The sequence below is a fragment of the Gordonia alkaliphila genome (genome assembly GCF_023017165.1).
Classification (GTDB): domain Bacteria; phylum Actinomycetota; class Actinomycetes; order Mycobacteriales; family Mycobacteriaceae; genus Gordonia; species Gordonia alkaliphila.
The window spans coordinates 3305217-3331769 of sequence record NZ_JALKBW010000001.1 but is presented as its reverse complement, the minus strand read 5'-3'; the positions used below and the strand labels follow the sequence as shown (position 1 = coordinate 3331769).

Sequence of the window (26553 nt, the reverse complement as noted above, 5' to 3'; positions counted from 1 at the left end):
GACGATGACCTTCGACACGGTGATCACCGGCGGACGAGTGTTCGACGGAACCGGAGCGCCCGCGGTACTGCGCGACGTCGGCATCCGCGACGGCCGTGTCGTCGCGGTCAGCCCCACCCCGCTCGACACCGACGGTGTGGACCGGGTCATCGACGCGACGGGCAAGTGGGTGATGCCCGGCATCATCGACATCCACACGCACTACGACGTGGAGGTGCTGGCCAATCCGGGCCTCACCGAATCGCTGCGCCACGGGGTCACGACCATCTTCCTCGGCTCGTGCTCGCTGTCGACGGTGCACGTCGGCGCGGAAGAGGCCGGCGACCTGTTCGGTCGCGTCGAGGCCATTCCCCGCCGGCACGTGGTGCAGGCGCTCGACGACCACAAGACCTGGTCCGGCGCCGCCGAGTACGTGCAGGCACTGGAGGCGCGGCCGCTCGGTCCGAACGTGGCGGCCTTCGTCGGCCACTCGGACATGCGGGTGGCCCAGATGGGTCTGGTGCGCGCCACCACACACGAGGTGAAGCCGACCGCGGCCGATCTGGCGGCCATGGAGCGCATGCTCGGCGAGGCGCTGGACGAGGGCTTCGTGGGTCTGTCGTCGCAGCAGTTGCTGTTCGACAAGCTCGACGGCGAGGTCTGCCGGTCCCGGACGCTGCCGTCGACGTACGCCACGCGCAGCGAGAAGCGTCGCCTCAATGCGATCCTGCGCAAGCGGCGTCGTGCGCTGCAGGGCGGTCCCGATGTGGCACGCCCGCAGACCCTGGTGTCGATGGTGCTCTCCAGCCTCGGCATCGGCCGGCCGAACTTGAAGGTGAGCCTGCTCTCGGCCGCGGACATCAAGGCTATCCCGGGCGTGATCCACCTGTTCCCGTTGATGGCGAAGGTGATCAACAAGCTCGGCGGCGACTTTCGCTGGCAGCACCTGCCGGTGCCGTTCGAGGTGTACTCCGACGGCATCGACCTGCCGGTGTTCGAGGAGTTCGGCTCCGGTGCGGCCGCGCTGCACCTGGCCGATCAGATCGACGAACTACAAGCCCTGCTGGCCGACGAGGACTACCGCCGGTGGTTTCGCAAGGACTACGACAAGAAGTACGGTCCGCGCGTGTGGCACCGCGACTTCTTCGACGCCGAGATCGTCGAATGCCCGGACGAGACGGTGATCGGCAAGACCTTCGGCCAGGTCGGCCTGGACCGCGGCGGCCTGCACCCGGTGGACGCCTTCCTGGATCTGCTGGTGGAGCACGGCGACAAGGTGCGCTGGCGCACCACCATCTCCAATCACCGCGAGGACGTGCTGAACAAGCTGGCCGCCGATCCCGGCATCCAGCTCGGCTTCTCCGACGCCGGCGCGCACCTGCGCAACATGGCCTTCTACAACTTCGGCCTGCGCTACCTGCACCGCGTGCACGCCGCCGCCGAAGCCGGGCAGCCGTTCATGACGGTGGAACAGGCCGTCCATCGGATGACCGGCGAGCTGGCCGACTGGTACGGCCTGGACGCCGGACACCTGCGTCCCGGGGACCGCGCCGACGTGCTGGTGCTCGACCCGGCGCACCTCGATGCGACCCTCGACGCGTACGCCGAGGCGCCCATCGAGGACTGGGACAACCTGTCGCGGATGGTCAACCGCAACGACGAGACGGTCACCGCGGTGCTGGTGAACGGTCGCTACGTGTTCGGCGAGGGCGTGGCCGACCCGGCGCACGGCGTCGAACGCTCCGGCGAGTTCCTGCGCGCCACCACGTAGGACACACTGGGATGGCAGAGGCTATCGCGGTGTCTGCTGCGACGAGGAATAGCGGCCGATGATCGGCCCAGAAGCACGGGAAACAGCCGCAGAATTCTGGCTCTCCTGACTGATCTGTGGGTCATTTGCGGCCTGGAAGCACGGGCCGGTGACCGCCGAGACTGAGCATGGCCATGGCGATGAGGGCTTCGGCGGACTTGAAGCCGTAGGCCATCCGGGTGATCAGTCGGATCTTGGTGTTGGTCGACTCGATCAGGCCGTTGGATAGTCGATGCTCGATCGCGGCGAGGATCCGGTCGCGGTGTTTGGCGATGCGTTTTTGGAGTTTCACGAACGCGGGGATCCGGCAGCGACGAGCCCAACTGATCCAGCGGTCCAGGGCTTCAGCGGCCGCGTCATGGGGCAGCGCAAATACCACCCGCAGACCTTCCTTGAGCAGGTAGGCGCGATGCAGCCTCGGGTCGGTCCTGGCGATCCAGGCGAGCTTGGCCTGCTGATTGGCGGTGAGGTTCTCGGGGTTCTTCCACAGCGAGTACCGGGCGCCTTTGAGTGCCTTGGCACGGTCGCTGGCCGGCCTAGGTGGGGCGTCGGACCGTGGGCGTCCACGGCCCCGTTTCGGCTCGGCCCGGGCCTGTTTACGGGCATCGTTCCACCCCTGGCGGCGGACCTCATCGAGGGCGTCAGTGGCCCAGGCGACGATGTGGAACGGATCGGCCACCCGCACTGCGGCCGGACACCGATCAGTCACGACGGTGTCGATGAAGTCGGCCCCATCGGCGCTGACGTGGGTGATCAGCGCGCACCGCTGCTCACCGAGCAGGTCGAAGAACTCATGCACGGTGGCGCTGGTACGCCCCGGAGCGGCCCACACCAGCCGACGCCGGTCGTGATCGACGACGACCATGAGGTACTTGTGGCCCTTCTTGTAGCTGATCTCGTCGATCCCGATACGCCGCAGCCCATCGAACCGGTCGTGCTGGGCGTCGATGTCCTCCCAGACGCGGTCGATGATCGATCCGACGGTGCGCCAGGCGATGCGCATCAACTCAGTCACTGTGGACTTCGAGGCCTGGGTCGCCAACCACGCGACCTGATCGTCGAAGGCATAGGTGTGGCCCGCGTCATGGCGGGCCCACGGCACCGCGGCGACCACCACCCCATGCTCGCGGCACCGCACCCGAGGCGTATCGGCCTCGAGCTCGGCACGAATCGTGCCCAGGTCCAGCGCCCGCCAGCGCCGCCGCCCCGGCCCGCCATCATATTGGGGACTGCGCCGCCGGCACCTCCCGCACCGGCCACGTTGGCGCGCGACGGGCCGCACATGGGCCACCAGCACCTGCGCGTCCTCGTCGAATACGACCCGCTCCAGCACGGTCTTCTCGATTCCGAGCAGATTCCGCCATAAGCTGACATCACGCACGCCGTTCTCCTGACCACAGGTTTCTGTTTCCTCGACAGTTCAGAACCTATGCAGGACAACGGCGTGCGCCTACTCAGACGCGCTCACCCCACCCACACATGTGTCAGGAGAGCCAGAATTCTTGGTCGATTCCATAGAGTATCTCCGCGCCGGCGGTGTAACCAGCGAGATCATGTCCACGTTGAACTCCGTCGATCTTTCACATGAGGACGGATCCGATTTCATCGACTACTTCCTCTTGGACTTGATGGGCACAGCATCGTCGTACATCAAGACCCAGTTTCCGTCGAACGAAGATGCACATCGACTGGACCTCTTGTTGTCGGCCTCGTCCGACTTGACGAGGGACATCTCCGGGCTGTCGACCGCAGACCTAGCGCTGATGATCAGCACGTATCAAAAGAAGGCGACGACACCGCCTGAATTCGACAGGGTTTCTGCGTCCCTTATGATTCACACGCTTCTCGAGCCAGTTGGAAGGCGACGGCTACTCGAAGAGCGGGCGAGGTTTGCTGAGGCCTATATCAGGGTGCAGCCCGGCCTCAGCGGATCGGTGGAGTAGGCATGGTTCGGGAAGCTGTCGTCAACGAGTGGGTCGTTGCGCTGGTCGATGCGTACCAGTTGGGCGATGGAGGGCGAGTGCTTCAATCGCTTGCGGAAGCTGATGAGGACGAAGACCTTCTACTCATCACAGTGAATGCGTTTCTTATGACAATGGCGTCAGTCGCGATTCGTGAAGCACTCGGCCACTCCGACTCCACCGAGGGCAGCAGAAGCCTCGCGGTGTGGACGCACGGTGTCGCGGCTGGGCGTAGCGGAATACGCGATCTCCCCATCCGGGAGTGGGCGGGGGTTATCGGCTGCGCGGCAGGCGATCTCAGTGCGGGCATTCCCACCGATACCAGTCGGAGAGTTGCCCTCTTCGCGACTCTGCTGTCCATGTTCAGCAATGACGGAGAGTCTGCGCTACTGCCGTATCAGAGACTCCGGGAGGAGAGCGTGAACCTTTCCGAAGCGGCACGGTTGCACTTGGAGAACACTCAATGGAGCGTTGGGCCTGAGAATGCGTAGTTGAGATCCGAGCATCTGCCGAAACGCCGAGCTCGTCCGTCACGATCACCGGTGTGGCCGGCGACACCGGTGATCTGCTCAGGACTCTGAGCGGAGGGTCTTGTCGATCTCCACCGAGGCGGCGGGTTCGGGGATCGGCAGGGGATCGGTCACCTCGTCGAAGGACACCGTGGCGGTGTTCTTAGGGAGCGGTCCGGTGCCGCGGAAGCCGGCCTGGGTGAGGAGCTTCATCTGCTCCGGCTTGCGCGCGAAGGTGAAGAATTCGGCGGTCGCATCGGCGACGAAGGCCTGCACCTGCGTCCCGGCGAGGGTGATCACCGGGTAATCCACCTGCGGGGTGGGGCCGGTCGGCGCCACCGCGGCGACCGTGGCCTCGGCGTCGTCCTTGGTGAGCAGGTAGAGGTGCTGTTCGGTGATCGGCACGGCGCGGATCGGTGCGGTCGACGGATCGGTCGATGCGCTGATCGACTGCACGGCCGCGTCGACGGAGCCGTCACCGGCGCTGGGCGGCGCCGACATCAGCTGGGTCACGGCGGTGACGACCTCGCTCGACGAGGCCTGCTCGGCGGTGAGCGGTCCGGTCGCATCGGCGGTCACCGCGGCGACGGCCTGCGCGGCCAGCGAGGTGGCGTCGGACTGCGGGCCGGTGGGCATGGCCATGCGGATCGAGCCCCAGCTGCGGTGCCCGAAGGCGCCCAGCGAGTTGGCGCGGGTCAGCGCGGGCAGGTCGCCCCAGGCGATGCGGCCGTCGGCGGCGTCGGCCAATTCCGGTTCCACAGCCAGCCGGACGGGGGAGCTCACCAACGACTGCGGGCGGCCGGCGAGCGTGGTGGGTGCGGCGACCTCGAGCGCGGCGGCCCACACCGAGGATTCCGGCACCCAGGCGCCGGGGTAGGCGCCGTACGCCTGCGCGTCCCAGGTCTTGGCGGTGAGCCCTTCGAGCGTGGCCTGCGCGTCGGCGGGGCGGACTTCGACGGTCACGCAGTGGTCGCGGACGATCGGATCGAGCGCGTTGTAGGCCTTCGCCATCTCCTGCAGGGCGGGGGCGATCGCCGGATCGGCGATGATGGGCACCACGCCTTCACCCTCGAGGCAGCTCTCGGCGACGGCGCTGCCGTCGTCGATCCGCTCGCCGTATCCACGCCAGGCCACGACGATGGCCACGATCAGGATCAGGCTCAGCGCGCCGGCCAGAAGCGGTCGGCTGAACAACTGTCGGGTGCCGCCGCTGCGGTGTGTCCCCACTGGGTGTCCCCTTCGTCGGTGGCGCGGTCGCCCGGGGCCGGACGGCCGGGGCGCCGCTGTCACTACTCGTCATATCAGTGCCGCGCGCGTTGTGGTGGGCGGCGCGCGGAAGTCGCCGCAGGTCACTAGAAATCGAGCCCGGACAGCGAACTGTCCGGGCTCGAACTCCTTGGCGAGACGATCAGCCGTTGGCGGCCTTGTACTCGCGACGCGCGCGGTGCAGGATCGGCTCGGTGTAGCCGCTCGGCTGCGCCGCACCTTCCAGGATCAGCGCCTTGGACGCCTGGAACGCGATGTTGCCGGCGAAGTCGGGCGCCATCGGGCGGTACGTCGGGTCGTCGGCGTTCTGGCGGTCGACGACCGGTGCCATCCGCTCCAGGGCGGCGACGACGTCGGCCTCGGTGACGATGCCGTGCCGCAGCCAGTTGGCGAGCAGCTGGCTGGAGATCCGCAGGGTGGCGCGGTCCTCCATCAGGCCGACGTCGTGGATGTCGGGCACCTTGGAGCAGCCGACGCCGTGGTCGATCCAGCGGACCACGTAGCCGAGAATCGACTGGCAGTTGTTGTCCAGCTCCTCGCGCTTCTCCTCATCGCTCCAGTTCGGGTTCGCCGCGAGCGGGATGGTGAGGATGTCTTCGAGCTTGGCGGGGTCGCGCTTGGCGATCTCGTTCTGACGCTCGAAGACGTCCACGTCGTGGTAGTGGAGCGCGTGCAGGGTCGCCGCGGTCGGCGACGGCACCCACGCGGTGTTGGCGCCGGCCGTCGGGTGCGCGATCTTCTGCGCCAGCATGTCGGCCATCAGATCGGGCATCGCCCACATGCCCTTGCCGATCTGCGCCTTGTGCTGCAGGCCCGCGGCCAGACCGGTGTCGACGTTCCAGTCCTCGTAGGCCTTGATCCACGCCTGCTGCTTCATGTCGGCCTTGCGGACCATCGGTCCGGCCTCCATGGAGGTGTGGATCTCGTCGCCGGTGCGGTCGAGGAAGCCGGTGTTGATGAACACGACGCGCTCGGAGGCGTTGGCGATGGCGGCCTTGAGGTTGGCCGTGGTGCGACGCTCCTCGTCCATGATGCCGACCTTGAGGGTGTTGCGCGGTAGGCGCAGGACGTCCTCGACACGGCCGAACAGCTCGGCGGTGAAGGCCACCTCGGCGGGACCGTGCATCTTGGGCTTGACGATGTAGATCGAGCCGGTGCGCGAGTTCTGCAGACCCTCGGCAGCCATGCCGTGGATGCCGATCGCGGAGGTGACGAGGGCATCCAGGATGCCCTCGGGGACCTCGTTGCCGTCGGCGTCGAGGATGGCCGGGTTGGTCATCAGGTGGCCGACGTTGCGGACGAACAGCAGCGAGCGACCGTGCAGCTCGACGGGATTGCCGTCGCGCCCGGTGTAGACCCGGTTCGGGTTCAGCACGCGGGTGAAGGTCTTGCCGCCCTTGGAGACTTCTTCGGCCAGGTCGCCCTTGTTCAGGCCCAGCCAGTTGTGGTAGCCGAGCACCTTGTCCTCGGCGTCGACCGCGGCGACCGAGTCCTCGAAGTCCATGATCGTGGTGACCGCGGACTCCAGCTCGACGTCCTTGATGCCGGCCGGATCGGTGGAGCCGATCGGCGAAGCCGGGTCGAAGAGGATGTCGATGTGCAGGCCGTGGTGGCGCAGCAGGATCGACGACGGCGCGGCGGCATCGCCGGTGTAGCCGACGAAGGCGTCCGGGTCGGCGAAGGTGGTGGTCTCGCCGCCGGCGTTCACGTCACCGAGGACGACGGTGACCGTGCCGCCGTCGACCACGTAGCGGGTAGCGGCGGTGTGGCTGCCGGTCTCCAGCGGGACGGCCTTGTCCAGGAAGGCCTTGGCGAAGGCGATGACCTTGTCGCCGCGGACCTTGTTGTACGAGCGGCCCTTCTCGGCGCCGTCGGTTTCCGGGATCACGTCGGTGCCGTACAGCGCGTCGTACAGCGAGCCCCAGCGGGCGTTCGACGCGTTCAGCGCGAAGCGGGCGTTGAGGACCGGGACCACCAGCTGCGGGCCCGCGGTGTCGGTGATCTCGACGTCGACGCCGGCGGTGCTGATCTCGAAGTCGGCGGGCGGCTCGACGAGGTAACCGATCTTCTTCAGGAAGTCGATGTAGGCGGCCTGATCGGGGCTGCCAGCGTTGTCCCGGTGCCACTGGTCGATCTGGGTCTGCAGATCGTCGCGGACCGCGAGCAGTTCGCGGTTGCGCGGCGCGAGATCGTTGATGACGGCGGCGGCGCCGGCCCAGAAGGCGTCCGGATCGATCCCGGTGCCGGGGAGTGCCTCCGTGTTCACGAAGTCGTACAGCACCTCCGCAACCTGCAGTCCATGGACATTGACGCGTGCAGTCATGGCGACCCTTCTGTAGCTGGTGATCTCTCGTCCGGGTCAACCCCCGAAGGGCCCGGTGCATTCCCCGCGCACGTGTGCGGACGTGCGCGGGACACGATCATGGTACTAGGCCTCCTACCTGCTGGTATTCCCAGGTCCCGGGGGCCTCTCGCGGTGTGCGGACGGTCACCGATGGTTCCGGCGGTGTCCTCGGCGCACAGCGGGTGCTCGGCGGTGAGGGCGATCACCGCCGATGCGCGGCGGTCAGCCGATGCGGTGCGTGCCGTCGCGCAGATCGCCGACGAACGCCTCGGCCAGGTCGGCCAGCGCGATGACGCCGACGAGGGTGCCCGCCTCGTCGATCACGCCGGCGAGGTGGGCGCTGGCGCGCCGCAGATGCGCCGCGGCCTCGTCGAGCGCGGTGCTGGCGGCGACCCGCGGGAGGGGACGGATCTTGTCCGAGCCCAGGATGCTCTCCGGTCCGAGGTCCTCGTCCAGGATGTCCTCAAGGACGTCCTTGAGGTGCAGATAGCCGATGTACGAGCCGTCCAGGCCGAGCACCGGGAACCGGGAGTAGCCGGTCTCGCGGACCGCGCGTTCCACTCCGCCCAGCCGCGGGCCCAGGCGACCGGTGGCGGCGTCGACGGCCACGTTCACGGTGCGGACCTCGCGCAGCGGGATCATCACCTCGTCGACGGTGCGTTCCACCGTGTGCAGTGCCCGCGTCAGCCGCTCGTGCTCCTCCGCGTCGAGCAGCCCGAGTTCACGCGACTCGACGATCATCTCGGCCAGTTCGGTCTCGTTGACGGTGGAGGCGACCTCGTCCTTGGGATCCACGCCGAGTAGGCGCAGCAGGGCGTTGGACAGCGCGTTGTAGAACCAGATGATCGGGCGGACCAGTCGGATGAACAGCAGCTGCACCGGGATCATCAGCATGGCGGCGCGTTCCGGGCCGGCCAGCGCGATGTTCTTCGGCACCATCTCGCCGAGCAGGATGTGCAACACCACCACCAGGCTCAGGGCGATGACGAAGGCGATCGGATGCAGGAATGACTCGGGGACGTTCATCAGATCCAACGGCTTCTCGATCAGATGCGCGATGGCCGGCTCGCCGACGCGGCCCAGCAGAATCGAGCAGATCGTGATGCCCAGCTGGGAACCGGCCAGCATCAGCGACAGCTGCTCGGAGGCCTTGATGACCGTGCGAGCCCGCTTCTTGCCGCTCTCCTCGAGGGCGACGAGGCGGTCGCGCCGCGCCGCCAGCAGTGCGAATTCAGCGCCGACGAAGAAGGCGTTCGCCGCCAGCAATACGACGGTCAGGATCACGCCCCACCAGTCACCCATGGTCGACCTCCTGCGTCTGCGTGTCGACGTCGTTCTCCGGTGCGGCGGGATGGATCGGGGTGAGCCAGACGGCGTCCACCCGGTGCCCGTCCATCGCGACGACGGTGGCCCGCCAGCCGGTCAGGTCGGCCGGATCGCGGTCGGGATCGATGCTGCGCGCGGGGAGGTCGACGATGTCGCCGACCTCGGGGATGGCGCCGAGCAGGAACATCACCTGGCCGCCCAGCGTTTCGTAGGCGCCGTCGGGTGCGCGGTAGCCGGTGGCCTCGGCCACCTCGTCGTTGCGCAGCAGGCCCGAGCAGCGGAAACCGTTGCCGACGCGGGTCACCTCGGACTCCTCGTCGTCGTGCTCGTCGGTCACGTTGCCGAGGATCTCCTCGATGAGGTCCTCGGAGGTGACGATGCCCGCGGTGCCGCCGTACTCGTCGACCACCAGGCAGATCTCCAGGCCGTCGGCCTTGATGCGGCCCATCAGCGCGTCGCCGTCGAGGCTGCCCGGCACGCGCGTCATGGTCCGGGCCAGTGAGCGCAGCGAAGTGGTGGTCTGGGCGTGCGGCGGCACGGTGAACGACTGCTTGATGTGCACCACGCCGACCAGATTGTCCATGTCGCCGTCCTCGGCGAGCACGAACCGCGAGTGTCCGGTCTCCGAGGCGGCCGACACCAGATCGCGCACGGTGTCGCTGGGCGACAGGGCACGCACGCGCACCCGCGGGGTCATCAGGTCTTCCGCGGTCAGGGCGCCGAAGCGCAGCGAGCGGTCCACCAGTCTGGCGGTGTCCGGATCCAGGGCCCCGCGCAGCGCCGAATTACGCACGAGCGCACCGAGTTCGGCGGCCGAGCGGGCCGATCCCAGTTCGTCGGTGGGTTCGATGCCGAAGCGTCGCACGATCGCGTTCGCGGTGCCGTTGAGGCCGACGATGGCCGGTTTGAAGATCGTCGAGAAGGCCATCATCGCGCCGGAGGTGGCGCGGGCCACGCTCAGCGGGTGAGTGATGGCGAGGTTCTTGGGCATCAATTCGCCGAGGACCATCGACAGCGAGGTCGCGATGATCAACGCCAGGGCGAGGGTGATGCCGGCGATGGCGGCCTCACTGAACGGGAGACCGCCGAGCAGCGGGTCCATCAGCTGGGCGAGTACCGGTTCGGCGAGGTAACCGGTGATCAGCGTGGTGATGGTGATGCCCAGCTGCGCGCCGGACAGCTGGAACGACAGGGTGCGGTGCGCGCGTTCCACTGCTCGTGCGCGGCGATCGTTGCGGCGCACCACGTCGTCTTTGACGGTGGAGCGTTCGAGCGCGGTCAGCGAGAACTCGGACGCCACGAACAGGGCGGTGCCCAGCGTCAGCGCAAGGAAGCCGACGAGCTTGGCGATGATCAGGAATATCTCCACGAGGTCGGGTCACCAGCCCCCGGGCAGCGGACGGCCCTCGGCGAAGCCCGCGGCGGACTGCACCCCGAGCACCACCTTCTCGTGCAGCTCGGACAGGGTCCGTGCTCCGGTGTAGGTGGCGGTGCTGCGCACTCCGGCACAGATGTGGTCGATGAGATCCTCCACGCTGGGTCGTTCCGGATCGATCCGGATACGGGACGAGGAGATGCCCTCCTCGAAGAGTGATTTGCGGGCGCGGTCGTAGGCGCTGTCGGCGGACGACCGGGCGGCCACCGCACGCTTGGACGCCATGCCGAAGCTCACCTTGTATTCGCCGTCGGCGTCGGTGTGCAGGTCGCCGGGCGATTCGTAGGTGCCTGCGAACCAGGAGCCGACCATCACGTTGGCGGCGCCCGCGGCCACGGCGAGCGCGACGTCACGCGGGTGCCGGATACCGCCGTCGGCCCAGACCGCGGCACCGAGTTCGCGCGCGGTGGCGGCGCATTCGGCGACGGCGGAGAACTGCGGGCGGCCCACGCCGGTCATCATCCGGGTGGTGCACATCGCGCCCGGGCCGACACCGACCTTCACGATCGAGGCGCCGGCGTCGATCAGATCGCGCGTGCCCTCCGCGGAGACCACGTTGCCTGCGGCGATCGGCACGCCGAGATCGGCGTCGGCGACGGCGGCCAGCGCGGTCAGCATCTTCTCCTGATGGCCGTGCGCGGTGTCGATGACGAGGAGATCGGTGCCCGCCTCCACCAGTGCCCGCGCCTTGCTCACCACGTCGCCGTTGATGCCGACGGCGGTGGCCACCCGGAGGCGTCCGTCGGCGTCGACGTTGGGGCGATAGATACCTGCGCGCAGCGCGCCGACGCGGGTCAGCACGCCGGTGAGGCAGCCGTCGGGGTCGGTCAGCACGGCCAGTTCGACGTTGGCCTCGGTGAGGGCGTCGAACACCCGTCGCGGGTCGGTGCTGTCCGGAAGCAGGACCGGGATCGGGTGCATGCTCTCGCGGAGCTGCCCGAACATGTCCAGCTCGCCGCCGGGCGGAGTCCGGGGGATCAGGCCCACCGGGCGCCGGTCGTCGTCGACCACCACGAGGAGGCCGTGCGCGCGCTTGGGGATCAGGGCCTGCGCGTGGGCCATCAGGTCGTCGGGTCCCAGCGTCACCGGGGTGTCGGCGACCAGGTTCCGCGCCTTCACGAAGGCGATGGTGTCGGCGGCCGCGGACTCCGGGACGTCCTGGGGGAGCACCACCAGACCGCCGCGGCGGGCCACCGTCTCGGCCATGCGTTTGCCGGCGATCGCGGTCATGTTGGCCACCACCAGCGGAACGGTGGTGCCGGTGCCGTCGGTGGTGGCGAGGTCGACGTCGAACCGCGAGGCGACGTCGGACCGGTTCGGGACCACGAACAGATCGTCGTAGGTCAGGTCGTAGTCGGGTTGATGCCCGGACAGGAAGCGCACTACAGGCCTTTCCGGCGGGGAGCGACGGTGACCCGCGCGGCACGCTGGTTCATCGGCCGCGCAGTCGATTGAGTTCGGTCAGCCAGGGCACGGCGACGGCCAGCGTCGGGACCACCAGCAGGGCGACGGCCAGCGCATACGCGGTGGCGGAGACGCGGCGGAGGTCGCGGGCGGCCGGCTGGAAGGTCAGTCGACGCAGCCGAGTGATCGTGGTGGGACCGCCGAGCGCCATGGCGCCGCGGGGCGCGGTGGCATCCGCGCAGGCCACCAGCGCGCGGCCCACGCTGGTGCAGTCGGTGGCGCGGACGGCCTGATCGTCGGCCAGGGCCTCGACCAGCAGGCGCACCGCAGTCAACGCCGCCGCGGAGCGCACCCAGCGGGGGAAGGCCGCGTGCAGGGCGAGGAAGGCCTCCAACACCAGGTCGTGGCGGGCACGCAGGTGCGCGCGTTCGTGCTCGATCACGGCGGCGAGCTCGTCGGCGGAGAGCCGCGCCAGGACCCCCTCGGACAGCACGACACGGGAGCGCAACCCGGGGAGGCAGTAGGCCAGCGGGGCGGGCACATCCAGAATGCGCAGGTCGGTGTCGGCCCGGTGGCGCAGCTCGGCGCGGTCGAGGAGATCGATCAGGGCGCGATGATGGCGGCGACGATGACGCGTGCGGACGCCGATGGTCGCGACGGTGACGATCAGCCGCAGCCCGATGACGACGGTGCCCGCCAGGACCAGCACGGACATCGTCCAGGTGACCGCGCCGAGGTCGTCGAGCCCCGCGTGGATCGGACCGGTGACGATCGCGATACCGGTGCTGAAGGCGGAGAGGACGGCGGCGAGCGCGATCGCCTGCCACAGGGTCAAGGCCGCGCGCGGCGCATACAGCGGCCACTCTGCGCGGGCGAGAACTTCCGGAATGGGACCGACAAGAGCCAACGTCAAGATGCCGAACAGCAGCGCGGTCATCGTGGCTTCCTTGGTCGTTGATCCGGGAGTCGGTGATCTGGGGGTTGTGGGTCAGGAGTCGTCGGTCGTGCCGTGCGAACTACGGGAGCCAGGATACGGGGTGCCGCGCAGATCCGCTCAGTGGACCGCGTCGGCGTCCAGATGGGCGGCTTCGAGCTCGTCGAGCGCCAGGCGCAGAGCGGCGGCTTCGTCGGCGCCGACCCGGCCGACGAAGGACACCAGTGCCGCGTGCCGCGAGTCGGGCGCGTCGGCGCCGCGCAGGGCGTCGACCATCAGGCTGGCGACGAGGTCCTCGCGGGGGCTGGTGGCCGCATAGCGGTGCGCGCGATCGGCGCGGATCTGGGTCACCAGATCCTTCTTCGCCAGGCGCTGCAGCACGGTCATCACCGTGGTGTAGGCCAGCGATCGAGTCTTGGCCAGCTCAGCGTGCACCTGACGGACCGTCTGCGGTGTGGGCGAGGCCCACAGCGTGTCCATCACGGCGCGCTCAAGGTCACCGAGACCGTTCATCTTTCTCATCTTACGCCCGCTCCAAACTTGTTCTTCGGTCGTATTCATCGGTGTAACGGTTGGCGGCCCCGGGAAGTTCCCGTGCGCCCCCTTGACTCAAAAAGTAAGGTTAGCCTACAGTACTTTCAGGGATCGCGAGAGTGTCCTGAGGGCTGCAGAGACCCCCGGTCCTGGAACGGGCGACGACCCCCGAAGCGTGCGAACGCTTCGGGGGTCGTCGTCGTTGTTCCGCCGGTGCGTGGCACCCTGGCAGACATGAGTAACCGTGAGAACGAACGCGATCTGGCCGCCGACCTGGCCGGCATGGTGCAGGGCCTGGACCGGGTCCTGGGTACTCGGCTGATCGAAGCCTCCGGCGAGGGCGTGCGCGCCACCCTGGAGATCACCGCCGATCACCATCAGCCGTTCGGCATCGTGCACGGCGGCGTCTACTGCGCGATCGCCGAGAGCACCGCCAGCATCAGCGCCTTCTGCTGGCTGCAGGAGTCCGAGATCGGCGGCACCGCGGTCGGCGTGAACAACAACACCGACTTCCTGCGCTCGGTCTCCTCGGGGACCATCACCGTTACCACGGTGCCGGTGCATCGCGGTCGTCGTCAGCAGCTGTGGCAGATCGACATGGTCGACGCCGACGGCCGCCTGCTCGCGCAGTCGCGCGTGCGTCTGCAGAACGTGGAACTGCCCGCCGGCTGAGGCCGACGGGCAGTGCGCGGAGGCCGGGTCCGCAGGCTAGGCCGAATCGGCCGGCTTGGCCGGGGCGTCGGTGCCGGTGACGCGCTCGGTCTCCTTCGCGGCGGCGACGGCGGCGGGATCGCCGTCGGCCTCCGCCTGCGCGAGCCGATGCTGTTCCAGCTTGGACAGCTCATGCAGGGCCGACCGCGCGTAGACCTGCTGCTCGGTGACGGCGAGCTGCGTGCGACCGCGCGTGCTGAAGGCGAAGAACCAGTTCACCAAGGTGTTGAGGCGGTTGCGGTAGCCCACCAGGTAGACCAGGTGCAGTGCGAGCCAGCCCAGCCACGCGAAGTAGCCCTCGGTCTCGAACTTGCGCTTGGTGCCCGGGATCGGCACCTGCATCACGGCGCTGAACCGCGACACCGTCGCCATCGAACCCTTGTCGAAGTAACTGAACGGCTTGCGGTCTTCGGGACGCTGCTGGTGCTTGAGCTCCGCGCGGATGGCGTCCGCCGCGTAGCGGCCGCCCTGGATGGCGCCCTGTGCCACGCCGGGCACGCCGTCGACGGCCATCATGTCGCCGACCACGAAGATGTTCGGATGGCCGGGGACCGTCAGGTCCGGGCCCACCTTCACGCGGCCGGCGCGGTCGAGTTCCACTCCGGTCTTCTCGCGCAGGATCGCGCCGAGGCTGCTGGCCTGGACACCGGCCGACCACACCTTGCACTGGCTCTCGATGCGCCGCTCGGTGCCGTCCTTCTCACGGACCACCAGACCGTCGTAGTCGAGGTCGGTGACCATGGCGTTGAGCTGAATCTCCACGCCGAGCTTCTCCAGCCTCTTGGTGGCCTTCGCGCCCAGCTTGGGGCCGAACGGGGCCAGGACGGCGGGTGCGGCGTCGAGCAGGATCACTCGGGCCTGCGTGGGGTCGATGTTGCGGAAGGCGCCCTTGAGGGTTTTGTCGCTCATCTCGGCGATCTGTCCGGCCATCTCCACACCGGTCGGGCCGGCGCCGACCACCACGAAGGTCAGCAGCTTGTCCTGCTCGGCCTTGTCGTGCGACAGCTCGGCCTGCTCGAACGCGCCGAGGATGCGTCCGCGGAGTTCGAGGGCATGGTCGATGGTCTTCATGCCGGGCGCGTACTCGGCGAACTGGTCGTTGCCGAAGTACGACTGATCGGCGCCCGCCGCGATGATCAGATCGTCGTAGTCGGTGGTGGTGATCCGCTCCAGCAGCTGCGAGCTGACCGTCTTGTTCTCGACGTCGATGTCGAAGACCTCACCGAGCAGCACACGGGTGTTCTTCTGTTTCTGCAGCACCACGCGGGTGGCCGGGGCGATCTCACCCTCGGCGACGATGCCGGTCGCCAACTGGTACAGCATCGGTTGGAACAGGTGCGAGGTGGTCTTGGCGATCAAAGTGACGTCGACGTCGGCCTTCTTCAGGCGCTGCGCCGCGAACAAGCCACCGAATCCCGAACCGACGATGACCACCTGGCGGCGTCTGTTCTGCGCGGGCGTGGAGGCGTTGGTCATCGGAAGGCTCCTGTCGGGTGCGGATCGCTGGAGTGGGTGGACTGCGGTGTGCCGTAGTGCAGCACCCCACGGTAGCGCGCTCGACTCAGGCTGAGTGCGGCCTCGTCGAACCGGATGCCCCGTGTCGCCGCGCCGGGCGCACGCGCACCGTGCCGCGCCCGCGGGTGGCCGCCCACTGGTGGCGCAGAATCTCGTATTCGACCATCGCGTCCGGATGTCCCAGCGCAGTGGCATCGCTGTCGGCGGCCAGGCGCATGCCCAGGCGTTCCATCACCCGGCGCGAGGCGCCGTGCACCATGTGCGTGCCCGCGAAGATGCGCTGGGTGTCGGTGGTGGTGAACATCACCGACACCAGGGCAGCGGCGCCCTCAGCGGCGTACCCGTGCCCCCACATGCCGCGGGGCAGCCGGTAGCTCAGTTCGAGTTCGGCGGCGCTGCTGTGGCGCGGCGTGCGCAGCTGCACCCAGCCGGCGAATTCTCCGGCGCCGGTGAACTGCAGCCACATGCCGGTGCCGTGGGCGCGTTGCTGTTCCTGCGTGCGGGGAATGATCCACTCGGCGACGGTCTCCGGGCTGGTGGCCGGGCCGCCGCTGACGAACCGCATCACCTCCGGATCGGCGTCCAGGGCGACCAGCAGATCGCGGTCGGTCGGCTGCACGGGTCGGAGCCGGAGGCGGTCGGTGTTGAGCAGCACCCGGCCGATGGTACCGCCCGCACTGCGACCGGAGTAGATCCGTGGACTAGCGTCGCTGAGGTGACGCAGAAGCAGCAGGACCCCGGGCCGTTCATCGTCGAACTCGGTTTGCGCTGGGGCGACATGGATTCCCTCGGGCACCTGAACAACGTGCAGTTCGCTCGACTCTTCGAGGAGGCGCGCGTCCGGGCGATGGACGCCTGGGCGGCGGAACTGCCGGCGTCGCCGGAGCGTGCGGCCACCGGCATGGTGGTGGCGCACCAGGAGATCGAGTTCGCGGCGCCGCTCTACTACAGCACCGAGCCCGCGCGGTGCGAGGTGTGGGTGTCCCGGATCGGCGGGCGCTCGTTCGACTTCGCCTGTCGGCTCCTGGCCGCCGACGGGACGCTCGGTGCGATCAGCGAGACGACGCTCGCGGTGGTGGACCCCGCCGCCAGTACGGCCCAGCCGATCCCCGAGCAGTTCCGGGCCGTACTCGACGCGCACCTCGGCGAGCCCGCGCCGTTCCGACGGCGTCGGGCGACGGCCGACCGTCCTGTCGGCGGCAGCCGCTAGTCTCACGACGAACGGCGCGAGGCGGCGAACGAGAACGGGGGTGGGGCGATGCTGACGGTGCACCGCGCCGAGCGCGCCGACGTGCTGGCCGATGTCCTGGCCGGTCGGCTGAGCACGCCGCTGACCGATCCGATGCAGGCCGAAGTGGTCACCGTGCCCGCCCGCGGGGTGGAACGGTGGTTGCAGCAGCGGCTGGCGATGCGGCTGGGCAGCGGCGGCCACGGCGACGGCATCGCCGCCAACATCGACTTCCCCTCGCCCGACGAGTTGCTGCGCCAGGTGGTGGCGGCGACCGCCGACGACCCGGACGCCGCGGAGGCCTGGTACACCCACCGGCTCACCTGGCCGGTACTGCAGGTGCTCGACGAGAATCTGGCCGATCCGCGGCTCTTCGTGCTGCGCAACCACCTCGGCCAGGCGCCGGGCGAGGGTCGACGCCTCGCCGCGGCGGCCACCATCGCCCGGCTGTTCGCCGGGTACGGCTGGCAGCGTCCGGGCATGCTCGCGGCGTGGGCGGCCGGCGGCGCCTCGGACGGCACCGGGGGCGAGCTGCCCGAGCCGCTGCGGTGGCAGCCGTGGTTCTGGCGCGAGGTACGCGCCCGGATCGGGCAGCCGCATCTGGCCGAACAGCTCGACGACGTGGTGCAGCGCCTGCGCGTCGACCCGGATCTGGTGGAGCTGCCGTCCCGGCTGGCGTTCTTCGGACCCACGCGCATTCCGGAGGCGCTGCGCGCGGTGTTGGCGGCGCTGGCCACCGAACGGGACGTGTCCCTGTTCCTCCCGCATCCGTCGCCCGCGCTGTGGGATCGGATCGCCGCCGGACCGGCGCCGGTACCCCGACCCCGCGGCACCGGAACTCCGGTGACGCCCGCGCATCCGCTGCTCGCGGCGCTGTCCCGGGATGTCCGGGAACTGCAGGAGGTGGTCGCCACGCTCGCCGCGGCGTCGAGCTACCACCCCGACCCCCGCCGGCCCGAGCTCGCCGACGTGCCGTCGACGCTGCTGGCCGCGGTCCAGGACGGGCTGCGGCGGGACGCGTTGGCGCCGCGGCCGGGTCTGTCGGCCGACGACTCCCTCGAAGTGCACGCCTGCCACGGGCCCGAACGCCAGGTGGAGGTGCTGCGCGATCGTCTGTTGGCGTTGCTGGACGCGCACCCCGGGCTGCAGCCGCGGGACGTCCTCATCATGTGCCCCGACGTGGAGGCCTTCGCCCCGCTGATCCAGGGTGCGTTCGGGCAGTCCGGCCGCGAGCACCCGGGCTTCTCACTGCGGGTGCGGCTGGCCGACCGCGGTCTGGCCGAAACCAACGAGGTGCTGGAGGTGCTCAGCGCGATCCTCGACCTGGCCGCCGGACGGGTGCGCTCGGGAGACCTGCTCGATCTGCTCGGACAGCCGGCCCTGGCCCGTCGTTTCGCGTTCACCGACGACGACCTCGAACTGCTCGCCGGATGGGTGGAACGCGCAGGCATCCGCTGGGGCATCGACAACACGCAGCGGAGCCGTTTCGACATGCGGGGCTTTCCGCAGGGCACCGCGTCGACCGGTCGGGACCGCGTGCTGCTCGGCGTGCTGGCCGAGGAGTCGGAGAACGAATGGCTCGGCGTCGGGCTGCCGCTGGAGGGCATCGAGTCCACCAAGGTGGATCTGGCCGGCCGGTTCGCCGAGTTCCTCGACCGACTCAGCCGACTGCTCACCGAGATGGATGCGCGGCATCCCGCCGAGGTCTGGGCGCATCTGCTGATCGGGGCGATCGACGACCTCGCCGAAGCCGATCGGGAGGCCCAGTGGCAGCGGGCCCAGGCGATCGGCATCCTCACCGAGTCGCTCGGCGCCGCGCAGGCGCAGCAGATCGACCTGAGCTTGGCCGACTTGCGCGACCTGATGGGCGACCTGCTGTCGGCGCGTCCCACGCGGTCCAACTTCTGCACCGGCGAGCTGACGGTGTGCACGCTCACGCCGATGCGGTCGGTGCCGCACCGCGCGGTGATCCTGCTGGGCATGGACACCGGATCGTTCCCGCGGAACACCGCGGTGGACGGCGACGACATCCTGGGGCTGGTCCCGCTGGTGGGCGAGCGCAGCGCGCGCGACGAGGACCGTCAGGTCTTCCTCGACGCGGTGACCGCGGCGCAGGAGCACCTGCTGGTCTTCTACACCGGGTGCGATCCGGTCACTGGTGCGTCGGTGCCGCCGCCGGTGGTGGTCAGCGAATTGATCGAGACCGCGGCGGCGGTCCTGGATCGCGACAGCGGCGGATCGGGCATCGAACGACGCCACACCCTGCACGCCTTCGACGCGCGCAATTTCGTATCCGAACCGCAGCGGGCACCGTTCAGCTACGACCGCAAACTGCTGGCCGGGGCGCAGGCGCTCAGCGCGCTCACCGCGTCGGGGGAGCCCGGCCACCCCCCGGTGCGCCTGCGCGAGGCGGTGCTGGCGCCGGTGGACGCCGCCGCTGACATCGACCTGGCCGACCTGCTGGCCTTCTTCAAGGCGCCCACCACGCGGTTCGTCCGTGAACGCATCGGCGCCTTCCTGCCCGAGCACGACGAGAGTCATCCGGACCAACTCGATGTGGCGCTCGACGGCCTTGCGGCCTGGAAGATCGGCGACCGCTTCCTGCGCGGCGTGCTGGCCGGCGACTCGCTGACCGCGCTCAGCGGCGCCGAACTGCGCCGCGGCTCCCTGCCACCGTTCGAACTGGGGCGGCTGGCATTGAACCCGATCGAGGCGAAGGCCCAGGCCATCGGGCAGCTCGCGCTCAGTCACCGCGTCGACGAGCACGGCGACACCGTCGACGTGCTGTACCCGCTGCCCGACGGTCGTCGTCTCTACGGCACGGTCGGCGACGTCTTCGGCGACCAGCTGGTCGAAGTGAACTACTCGAGCCTCAAGGCCGATCACCGGCTGGCGGCGTGGATCCGACTGCTGGCGCTCGCGGTCGGCAGCGGTCGCCGCGTCCGCGAGGCGGTGGTGGTCGGCGCCGGACGCGGTACGCACGCCGAGATGCGCCGGCTGTCGTTGCCGGAGGATCCGGCAGTGGTACTGACGGCGCTCATCGCGATCCGCGACGCCGGACTGCGCGCCCCGCTCTGGTTGCCGCCGACGGCGGCTGAAGCGGCCGCCCGCGGGTACGGGTCGGGCCGCCCGACCAACGCGCTCCGCAGCCTCCACGGTCTGCGGCCCTGGGAGTTCGAGAACGACTACAACGGCTACGTCCTGTACGACGATCCGACCCGGACCCCGACGGCCGACGAGCTGATCGCGTTGGCGGCGGCGGCACCGTTCCGGGACCTGGCGACGGTGCTTCCCGAGGTGGCCCCCGCCGACGACGACGAGTCCGGGGCCAAGACCAATCTGGTGCGGATGGCCGTCGCGGTCTTCGGCCCGGTGCTGGGCAAGGAGGCGCGGCGATGACCCCCGACTGCGACACCCCCGACTGCGACACCCCCGACTGCGACACCACCGACTTCGACGCGTGCGCTCCGTTGCCGACCGGCACCATGATCCTGGAGGCCAGCGCCGGGACCGGGAAGACGCATGCCATCGTCTCTCTCGCGGTGCGGTATCTGGCCGAGGGCGTCGCCGTCGACCAGCTGCTGATGGCGACGTTCTCCAATGCCGCCTCCAACGAACTGCGCGACCGTACCCGCACCCGCATCGGGCAGGCGTTGGCGGCGTTGGCCGACCCGGCCGCGTACCTCGCCGCCGACCGGCCCGACGAAGTGCTGGCGCTGCTGTGCACCGGGCCCGACGAACAGGTCCGGCTGCGGCGGCAGCGGCTGCGCGCGGCGATGAGCGACTTCGACGCGGCCACCGTGGCCACCACCCACACCTTCTGCAACCGCATGCTCGCCACCCTCGGCTTCCTCGGCGAACGGGCGCAGCAGTTCCCGATCGTGGAGAACGTGCAGGACCTCGTCGACGAACTGGCCCGCGACCTGTATCTGGCGCAGTTCGCCGGGAACCCGAGCGCGGCGCCGGCCTGGGCGGCGGTCGCCGACATCGCCCGGAGCGCCGTCGAACAGTCGGCCACCGCGCTGTCCCCGGACCCGGACGGCGACGAGACCACCGCGCTGCGCGTGGACCTGGCGCGCACCACCCGCACCGAGATCGAAGCCCGCAAACGCCTCGCCCGCATCCGGACCTACGACGACCTGCAGGACGTCCTGTTCCGGATCCTTCAGCATCCCGAGGTCGGGGCGCTGGCCGTCGCACGCATTCGGCAGCAGTTCTCGGTGGTGCTCATCGACGAGTTCCAGGACACCGACCCGCAGCAGTGGGCGATCGTGCGGCAGTGTTTCCACGACGCCCCGGACATCCCGCTGATCCTGGTCGGCGACCCCAAACAGTCGATCTACGCGTTCCGGGGCGCGGAAGTGCTGAGCTACCTGGACGCCGTCGGTCAGGCCGGGCTGCGGCGCCGCCTGAGCGTCAACTGGCGCTCGGATCAGCCGCTGGTGCAGTCGCTGGAACGGATCTTCGAGGGGACGGCGTTCGGGCATCCGCAGATCACCTTCGCGCCGGTGCGGGCGCGCCGCGAACGGTCCCGGCTGGGGCGCGCGGACGACCCCGCGACCGGGGGCACGGTCGACCCGGTCGCCGAGTTCGAAGGGCGAGATTACACCGCACCGTTGCGCATGCGGATGCTGCTCACCCAGCAGTTCGGCGGTGAGGGGCTGCCCACCGTCGGCAAGGTCCGCGACGCGGTCACCGAGGACGTCGCCGACGACATCGTGGCCCTGCTCGAGTCCGGCACCACCATCGCGGTGGGCGACCCCGCGGTGCCGCGGCCGGTGGAACCCGGCGACATCGCGATCCTGGTGAACTTCAACAAGCGCGTGGAGCCGCTGCAGGAGGCGCTGCACAAACGCGGCATCTCGTCGGTGGTGCGGTCGGGGACGTCGATCTTCAAGACGCCCGCGGCGCGGCACTGGTGGTATGTGCTCGCGGCGATCGAGCAACCCTCGCGGACGGCGCGCGTGCGGCTGGCGGCGCTGACCCCGTTGATCGGGCAGGCCGCGGCCGACGTGGACACCGGCGGCGACGACGGTATCGGCACCCTGGCGTCGAGCCTGGCCGAGTTGGGGCGGATCTTCGCCGAGAGCGGCTTCGCGTCGATGTCGGCGCGACTGTTCGACACATTCGGCACCGAGGGACGGCTGCTGGCCGGGGAGGGCGGCGAGCGGACGCTGACCGATCTGCGGCAGCTCGCGGACCTCTGCAATCGGCAGGTGGCCGGTGGCAGCGGCGGCCTGGCGTCCCTGGTCGCCTGGTTGGCTGAGCAGATCGCCGACCCGTCGAACCTGCGGCACGGCGGCGCGCAGACGCGCCGGTTGGACCGGGACACCCGGGCGGTGCAGATCATGACGGTGCACGCCAGCAAGGGGCTCGAGTTCCCGATCGTCTATGTGCCGTTCGGCTGGGACGGGGCCCGCGTGCCCGACCTGGAGACCTTCATCTACCACGACGCGCAGGGTCGGCGGCGGCTCGACGTCGGCGGGACCGCCGCGGCGGGCTATCGCGAGCGCGAGCACGGCGCGATCGTCGAGGGGGCCGGTGAGGCGCTGCGCCTGCTGTACGTCGCGATGACCCGGGCGTCCTCGCAGGTGGTGGCCTGGTGGGGGCCGTCGATGCCGACCAAGCAGGGTGCGCTGCACCGGCTGCTGTTCACCGCCCCGGCGCGCCGCAGTGCACTGCAGTCGGGCCAGGCGAGCACGCTGATCCCGGTGTCGGTGGAGATTCCGCCGACCGACCGCGAGATGCACACCGACCTGTTGGCGGTGCGGGAAGGCGCCCCGGAACTGATCGCCGTGGAACCGGCCGGTCGCCTGCCGCGCGGCAGACGCTGGCATCCGGCGATCGACGGCGGCGCCCGCCCCGACCTGACCGTCGCGTCGTTCACCGCCCCCGTCGATCTGCTGTGGCGGCGGACGTCGTATTCGGGCATCGTCCGCGACGCCCACGCCGCCGCCCACGCGGCGCTGCCGCCGGCGCCGGTGAACGAACCCGAACGGGCGTTGCTCGACGACGAACCCGACCTCGACGAGCAGCAGGCCGCCGCCGCCGCGGCGACCGGGGGCATGCCGTCGCTGATGAACGGGCTGCCGTTCGGCGCGGGCTTCGGCACGCTGGTGCATGAGGTGCTCGAGCACGTCGACACCTCGGCCCCCGACCTGGCAGCACACGTGCGGCTGCGCACCGCCGAGGGCGCACTGCTGCGCGGCGTGGATCTGGACGTCGATCAATTGGCGCGGGCGCTGTACGCCGTGCTGACCACGCCGCTGGGCTTCGGCGCCGGGGGTTTCGGCGACGAGGATGCCGCCGATCTGGCGAGCATCGCCCCGCGCGATCGGCTCGCCGAGCTCGACTTCGAATTGCCCTTGGCCGCACCGGGTTTCACCCTCGCCGAGATCGGGGAGCTGATGGCGCTCCACCTGCCCGACGACGATCCGCTGCGCCCCTACGCCGAGATCGTCCCGACGGTGTCCGGCGAGCGCTTCCGCGGTTTCCTCACCGGCAGCATCGACTCGGTGCTGCGCCTGCGCGACGGGCGCTTCGCGGTGGTCGACTACAAGACCAACCGACTGCGGCCGGGTGAGTTGATGGTGGAGGACTTCGACACCGCAGCGATGGCCGAGGAGATGATGGCCGCCCACTATCCGCTGCAGGCGCTCCTGTATTCGGTGGCGCTGCACCGCTATCTGCGATGGCGGCTCCCGGACTATGCGCCGGGCACGCACCTCGGTCCGATCCAGTACCAGTTCGTGCGCGGCATGGCCGGTCCGGACACGCCGCCCGGCTGCGGCGTCTTCGAGTGGCGGCTGCCGCCGGCCCTGGTGGCGGACCTGTCGGACCTGCTGGCCGGCGTCGCCGGAATGAACGAGGGGGAGCGGCGATGAACGCGCAGCTGGTCAGCGGCGAGCACGGCGTGCTCCGGGTGTTCAACGAGACCGGGGTGTTCGCCGCGGCCGATGTGCACGTGGCGCGCCGGGTGGCCGCGCTCAGCGGCGCCGACATCGGCGATCACGAACTGCTGGCGGTGGCGCTGGCGGTGCGCGCCGTCCGGACCGGGTCGACGTGCGTGAAGCTCGACGAGATCGGCCAGATCACGCCGGAGACGCCCGAGTCCGACGACGACGCCGCGCCGGTGGAGTTGCCGTGGCCCGACCCGGCCGACCTGGTCGCGGCCCTCACGACGTCGCCGCTGGTGACCGGCTGCCCGTCCGGGCCGCTGCGGCCGCTGGCGCTGGTGAGTTCCGACGACGGGCCGCTGCTGTACCTGCGGAAGTACTTCCGCCAGGAGCAGACCATCCGCGAGATCCTGGCGCAGCGCCGAGCGCAGCGACCGGCGGTGGACGCCGTGGCGCTCGCCGCCGCCCTGGCCGCGACGTTCGGGGACGAGCAGCCCGGCGGCTACGACCGGCAGCGTGCGGCGGCCGCGCTGGCGGCCACGTCGTGGACCACGGTCCTGGCCGGCGGGCCCGGCACCGGCAAGACGTACACGGTGGCCCGCATTCTGGCGGTGATGGAGGAACTGCTCGGGCAGGACGTGCGGATCGGTCTGTGCGCGCCCACCGGCCGGGCCGCGGCGCAGATGCAGGCGTCGATCAACGACCATCGCACCAGTCTGCGGGCGCTGCACACCGAACCGGCCGCCACCACCGTGCACAAGCTGCTGGGTTGGCGCCCGGACGGTTCGTATCGGCGCGGCGCCGACGATCGCCTGCCCTATGACGTGGTGGTCGTCGACGAGACGTCGATGCTGCCGGTGTCGATGATGAGCCGCCTGCTGGAGTCGTTGCGTCCGCACGCCCGGCTGATCCTGGTGGGGGATCCGCATCAGTTGTCGTCGGTCGATGCCGGGGCGGTGCTCGCCGACCTCGTCGAGCGCCGCGACCGCGAGGACACGCCGCTGCCGGAGGCGTTCGAGGCCGTCGCCGCGCCGCCGCCGGGGGAGTTCGACGAGGCCGAGCGGCGCGCGCTCGCCGACGGCGTGATCACGCTGACCCGCGGTCACCGCTACGGCGGGCAGATCTCCGAGGTGGCAGCGGCGATCAAGGCGGCCGCAGGTACCGATGTCGACGCCGTGGTCGACCTCATCTGCGGGGAGGGGGCGGCCCGGTTCGCCGACGATGCCCAGGGGCGGGTGATCCTCGTCGACCCCGACGACCTCGAACCGGTGCGACGCACGGTGGTCGACTGGGCACGACGACTACGGGACACCGCGACCGCAGGCGATGCGCGCGGCGCCTTGGCCGCGCTGATGGCGCACCGGGTGCTGTGCGCCCACCGCGACGGCCGGCACGGCGTCAGCGGATGGTCGCGCACCATCCTCGGCTGGATCAACGACGACGCCGGCGCGCGCACGGGCGCGACGCAGTGGTACCCGGGCGAGCCGATCCTGGTGAACCGCAACGACCCGACGCACCGCATCTTCAACGGCGATTCCGGAGTGGTGATCGCCGACGGCGACGGAACCAGTGTGGTCTTCGCGCGGGGCAAAGACGTTCAGCCGCTGCGTCCCAGCCAGATCGCCGACTCGTCGCCGGTCTACGCGATGACCATCCACCGCAGCCAGGGCAGTCAGTTCGAGGCGGTCACCGTGGTGCTGCCGGACGTCGACGCGCACCTGCTCACCAAGGAACTGCTCTACACCGCGGTCACCCGAGCGCAACAGCACGTGTTCATCGTCGGCACCGAAGCGGAACTGCGGGCCGCGTTGAGTCGGTCGGTGCAGCGCGCCAGCGGTCTGGGTTCGGCGGTCCGCGAGATCAGCTGATGTCGCACCCGCCGGGGACCAGGTCTCGTCGGCGGTACGACTCGCAGGTCAGGAACAGGCGCTGCGGTTCGCGGGGCAGCGCCGCGAACTCCTGCATGGAGGCGCTGCGCGACATCTCCGTCGCATGTGCATTGATCGCGCGGATCTTGGCGCCCAGCCGGTCGCCCACGTCCAGATCGAGGTCGACGCGGTCGTCGGGGGTGCCGACCATCGGAATGTGCGACGAGGTGGCCAGGTAGCCGCGCATGATCGTCACCTTCGACTGCGGGATGGTGGCGAAGTACAGCGACGACGTCTGCCACGGCCGCCCCAGTTCGGGCTCGTACAGCGGCAGCGCGGCGGCGTCGGCGGCCAGCACCGCGAGGCGATGCGCGTGGATGTGATCGGGGTGCCCGTAGATGCCGTACGCGTTGTAGGTGATGATCACCTCCGGCCGGAGCCGACGGATGTGCCCCACCATCAGTCGGACCTGTTCCTCGAGATTGACGTCGATGAACCGCGGAGCGCCGGGTGCCGATTCGGGCACGAAGCTGTCGGCGTAACCGAGCATGATCGGCGGCCGCGCCATGCCGAGCGCGGCGGCGGCGTCGAGCAGTTCGCGGTGGCGGTGGGTGCCCTCGGCCCAGGTGCACACGATGAGGTCCACCTCGGCGCCGCGAGCGGTCAGTTCGGCGATGGTGCCGCCGGTCCACAGTGACTCGTCGTCGGGATGCGCGTGGACGAACAGGGTGTTCGGGGAGGCAGACACAGCCTCGACATTACGTGCCCGGCTCGTCGGTAAGCTGTTCTCGCGCGAGATGCGTGTGCTCGCCCACCACCTTCTTCCCCGATCG

Annotated in this window: 19 protein-coding genes; 8 read left to right on the top strand and 11 right to left on the bottom strand. The window is 69.9% G+C overall.

What is annotated here, in order from left to right:
• The first annotated feature begins 4 nt into the window (after positions 1-4).
• A complete protein-coding gene (locus MUG78_RS15235; RefSeq protein ID WP_246996237.1) occupies positions 5-1750 on the top strand; it encodes an N-acyl-D-amino-acid deacylase family protein in 1746 nt (581 codons plus the stop codon).
• A 121-nt stretch (positions 1751-1871) separates the two neighbouring features.
• Here MUG78_RS15235 and MUG78_RS15230 read toward each other — a convergent pair whose 3' ends face one another.
• Positions 1872-3170, bottom strand: a complete 1299-nt coding sequence (locus MUG78_RS15230; RefSeq protein WP_246996235.1) for an ISL3 family transposase — start codon at positions 3168-3170, stop codon at positions 1872-1874.
• Between the two features lie 121 nt (positions 3171-3291).
• Here MUG78_RS15230 and MUG78_RS15225 point away from each other — a divergent pair, with 121 nt between their 5' ends.
• Together MUG78_RS15225 and MUG78_RS15220 are read left to right on the top strand one after the other, a co-directional pair.
• Entirely contained in the window at positions 3292-3732 is a 441-nt protein-coding gene (locus MUG78_RS15225; protein WP_246996233.1) for a hypothetical protein, read from the top strand.
• 2 nt (positions 3733-3734) lie between these two features.
• Positions 3735-4241 (top strand): hypothetical protein, encoded by a 507-nt coding sequence (locus tag MUG78_RS15220; RefSeq protein WP_246996231.1) that lies wholly within the window; start codon positions 3735-3737, stop codon positions 4239-4241.
• A 78-nt stretch (positions 4242-4319) separates the two neighbouring features.
• Here the strand turns inward: MUG78_RS15220 and MUG78_RS15215 are convergent, their stop codons facing one another.
• From MUG78_RS15215 to MUG78_RS15185, 7 genes are all read right to left on the bottom strand, one after another.
• Positions 4320-5486, bottom strand: a complete 1167-nt coding sequence (locus MUG78_RS15215; RefSeq protein WP_246996229.1) for a hypothetical protein — start codon at positions 5484-5486, stop codon at positions 4320-4322.
• Positions 5487-5667: 181 nt separating this feature from the next.
• Complete coding sequence (locus MUG78_RS15210; RefSeq protein WP_246996226.1) at positions 5668-7848, bottom strand: malate synthase G; 2181 nt, start codon at positions 7846-7848, stop codon at positions 5668-5670.
• Between the two features lie 243 nt (positions 7849-8091).
• On the bottom strand, positions 8092-9171 hold the full coding sequence (locus tag MUG78_RS15205) for a hemolysin family protein (protein WP_246996223.1): 1080 nt from the start codon (positions 9169-9171) through the stop codon (positions 8092-8094).
• The gene (locus MUG78_RS15200; protein WP_246996219.1) at positions 9164-10564 is read right to left on the bottom strand and encodes a hemolysin family protein; all 1401 of its coding nucleotides are present in this window, start codon (positions 10562-10564) and stop codon (positions 9164-9166) included. Before MUG78_RS15200 ends, MUG78_RS15205 begins: the two co-directional genes overlap by 8 nt.
• A 9-nt stretch (positions 10565-10573) precedes the next feature.
• Positions 10574-12013, bottom strand: a complete 1440-nt coding sequence (gene guaB1 / locus MUG78_RS15195) for a GMP reductase (RefSeq protein WP_246996216.1) — start codon at positions 12011-12013, stop codon at positions 10574-10576.
• 49 nt (positions 12014-12062) lie between these two features.
• Positions 12063-12971, bottom strand: coding sequence for a M56 family metallopeptidase (locus MUG78_RS15190; protein ID WP_246996213.1), 909 nt, complete (start codon positions 12969-12971; stop codon positions 12063-12065).
• A gap of 117 nt (positions 12972-13088) precedes the next feature.
• Positions 13089-13490 (bottom strand): BlaI/MecI/CopY family transcriptional regulator, encoded by a 402-nt coding sequence (locus MUG78_RS15185; RefSeq protein WP_246996211.1) that lies wholly within the window; start codon positions 13488-13490, stop codon positions 13089-13091.
• 246 nt (positions 13491-13736) lie between these two features.
• Here MUG78_RS15185 and MUG78_RS15180 point away from each other — a divergent pair, with 246 nt between their 5' ends.
• Complete coding sequence (locus MUG78_RS15180) at positions 13737-14174, top strand: PaaI family thioesterase (protein WP_246996208.1); 438 nt, start codon at positions 13737-13739, stop codon at positions 14172-14174.
• A gap of 36 nt (positions 14175-14210) precedes the next feature.
• Here the strand turns inward: MUG78_RS15180 and MUG78_RS15175 are convergent, their stop codons facing one another.
• Together MUG78_RS15175 and MUG78_RS15170 are read right to left on the bottom strand one after the other, a co-directional pair.
• Positions 14211-15689, bottom strand: coding sequence for an NAD(P)/FAD-dependent oxidoreductase (locus MUG78_RS15175; protein WP_246996205.1), 1479 nt, complete (start codon positions 15687-15689; stop codon positions 14211-14213).
• Positions 15690-15774: 85 nt separating this feature from the next.
• Positions 15775-16383, bottom strand: a complete 609-nt coding sequence (locus tag MUG78_RS15170) for a GNAT family N-acetyltransferase (protein WP_246996203.1) — start codon at positions 16381-16383, stop codon at positions 15775-15777.
• Positions 16384-16443: 60 nt separating this feature from the next.
• Here MUG78_RS15170 and MUG78_RS15165 point away from each other — a divergent pair, with 60 nt between their 5' ends.
• The 4 genes from MUG78_RS15165 to recD are packed head-to-tail and all read left to right on the top strand — an operon-like array spanning position 16444 to position 25720.
• Entirely contained in the window at positions 16444-16938 is a 495-nt protein-coding gene (locus tag MUG78_RS15165) for an acyl-CoA thioesterase (RefSeq protein WP_246996200.1), read from the top strand.
• A 48-nt stretch (positions 16939-16986) separates the two neighbouring features.
• On the top strand, positions 16987-20355 hold the full coding sequence (recC, locus tag MUG78_RS15160; protein WP_246996197.1) for an exodeoxyribonuclease V subunit gamma: 3369 nt from the start codon (positions 16987-16989) through the stop codon (positions 20353-20355).
• Positions 20352-23840: a UvrD-helicase domain-containing protein gene (locus MUG78_RS15155; RefSeq protein WP_246996194.1), complete on the top strand. Its 3489-nt coding sequence runs from the start codon at positions 20352-20354 to the stop codon at positions 23838-23840. Before recC ends, MUG78_RS15155 begins: the two co-directional genes overlap by 4 nt.
• Positions 23837-25720 carry an exodeoxyribonuclease V subunit alpha gene (recD, locus tag MUG78_RS15150; RefSeq protein ID WP_246996191.1) on the top strand — a complete coding sequence of 628 codons (1884 nt, stop codon included), beginning with the start codon at positions 23837-23839 and terminating at the stop codon, positions 25718-25720. Before MUG78_RS15155 ends, recD begins: the two co-directional genes overlap by 4 nt.
• Here the strand turns inward: recD and MUG78_RS15145 are convergent.
• Entirely contained in the window at positions 25713-26468 is a 756-nt protein-coding gene (locus tag MUG78_RS15145; RefSeq protein WP_246996188.1) for a PIG-L family deacetylase, read from the bottom strand. The two genes, recD and MUG78_RS15145, sit on opposite strands and share 8 nt — an antisense overlap.
• Between the last annotated feature and the right edge of the window lie 85 nt (positions 26469-26553).

Bases quoted from the DNA above. Each gene is read 5' to 3' on its own strand.
- MUG78_RS15235 (WP_246996237.1), top strand. From the start codon at position 5: ATGACCTTCGACACGGTGATCACCGGCGGACGAGTGTTCGACGGAACC.
- MUG78_RS15220 (WP_246996231.1), top strand. From the start codon at position 3,735: ATGGTTCGGGAAGCTGTCGTCAACGAGTGGGTCGTTGCGCTGGTCGAT.
- MUG78_RS15210 (WP_246996226.1), bottom strand. From the start codon at position 7,848: ATGACTGCACGCGTCAATGTCCATGGACTGCAGGTTGCGGAGGTGCTG.
- MUG78_RS15205 (WP_246996223.1), bottom strand. From the start codon at position 9,171: ATGGGTGACTGGTGGGGCGTGATCCTGACCGTCGTATTGCTGGCGGCG.
- MUG78_RS15190 (WP_246996213.1), bottom strand. From the start codon at position 12,971: ATGACCGCGCTGCTGTTCGGCATCTTGACGTTGGCTCTTGTCGGTCCC.
- MUG78_RS15185 (WP_246996211.1), bottom strand. From the start codon at position 13,490: ATGAGAAAGATGAACGGTCTCGGTGACCTTGAGCGCGCCGTGATGGAC.
- MUG78_RS15180 (WP_246996208.1), top strand. From the start codon at position 13,737: ATGAGTAACCGTGAGAACGAACGCGATCTGGCCGCCGACCTGGCCGGC.
- MUG78_RS15175 (WP_246996205.1), bottom strand. From the start codon at position 15,689: ATGACCAACGCCTCCACGCCCGCGCAGAACAGACGCCGCCAGGTGGTC.
- recC (WP_246996197.1), top strand. From the start codon at position 16,987: ATGCTGACGGTGCACCGCGCCGAGCGCGCCGACGTGCTGGCCGATGTC.
- MUG78_RS15155 (WP_246996194.1), top strand. From the start codon at position 20,352: ATGACCCCCGACTGCGACACCCCCGACTGCGACACCCCCGACTGCGAC.
- recD (WP_246996191.1), top strand. From the start codon at position 23,837: ATGAACGCGCAGCTGGTCAGCGGCGAGCACGGCGTGCTCCGGGTGTTC.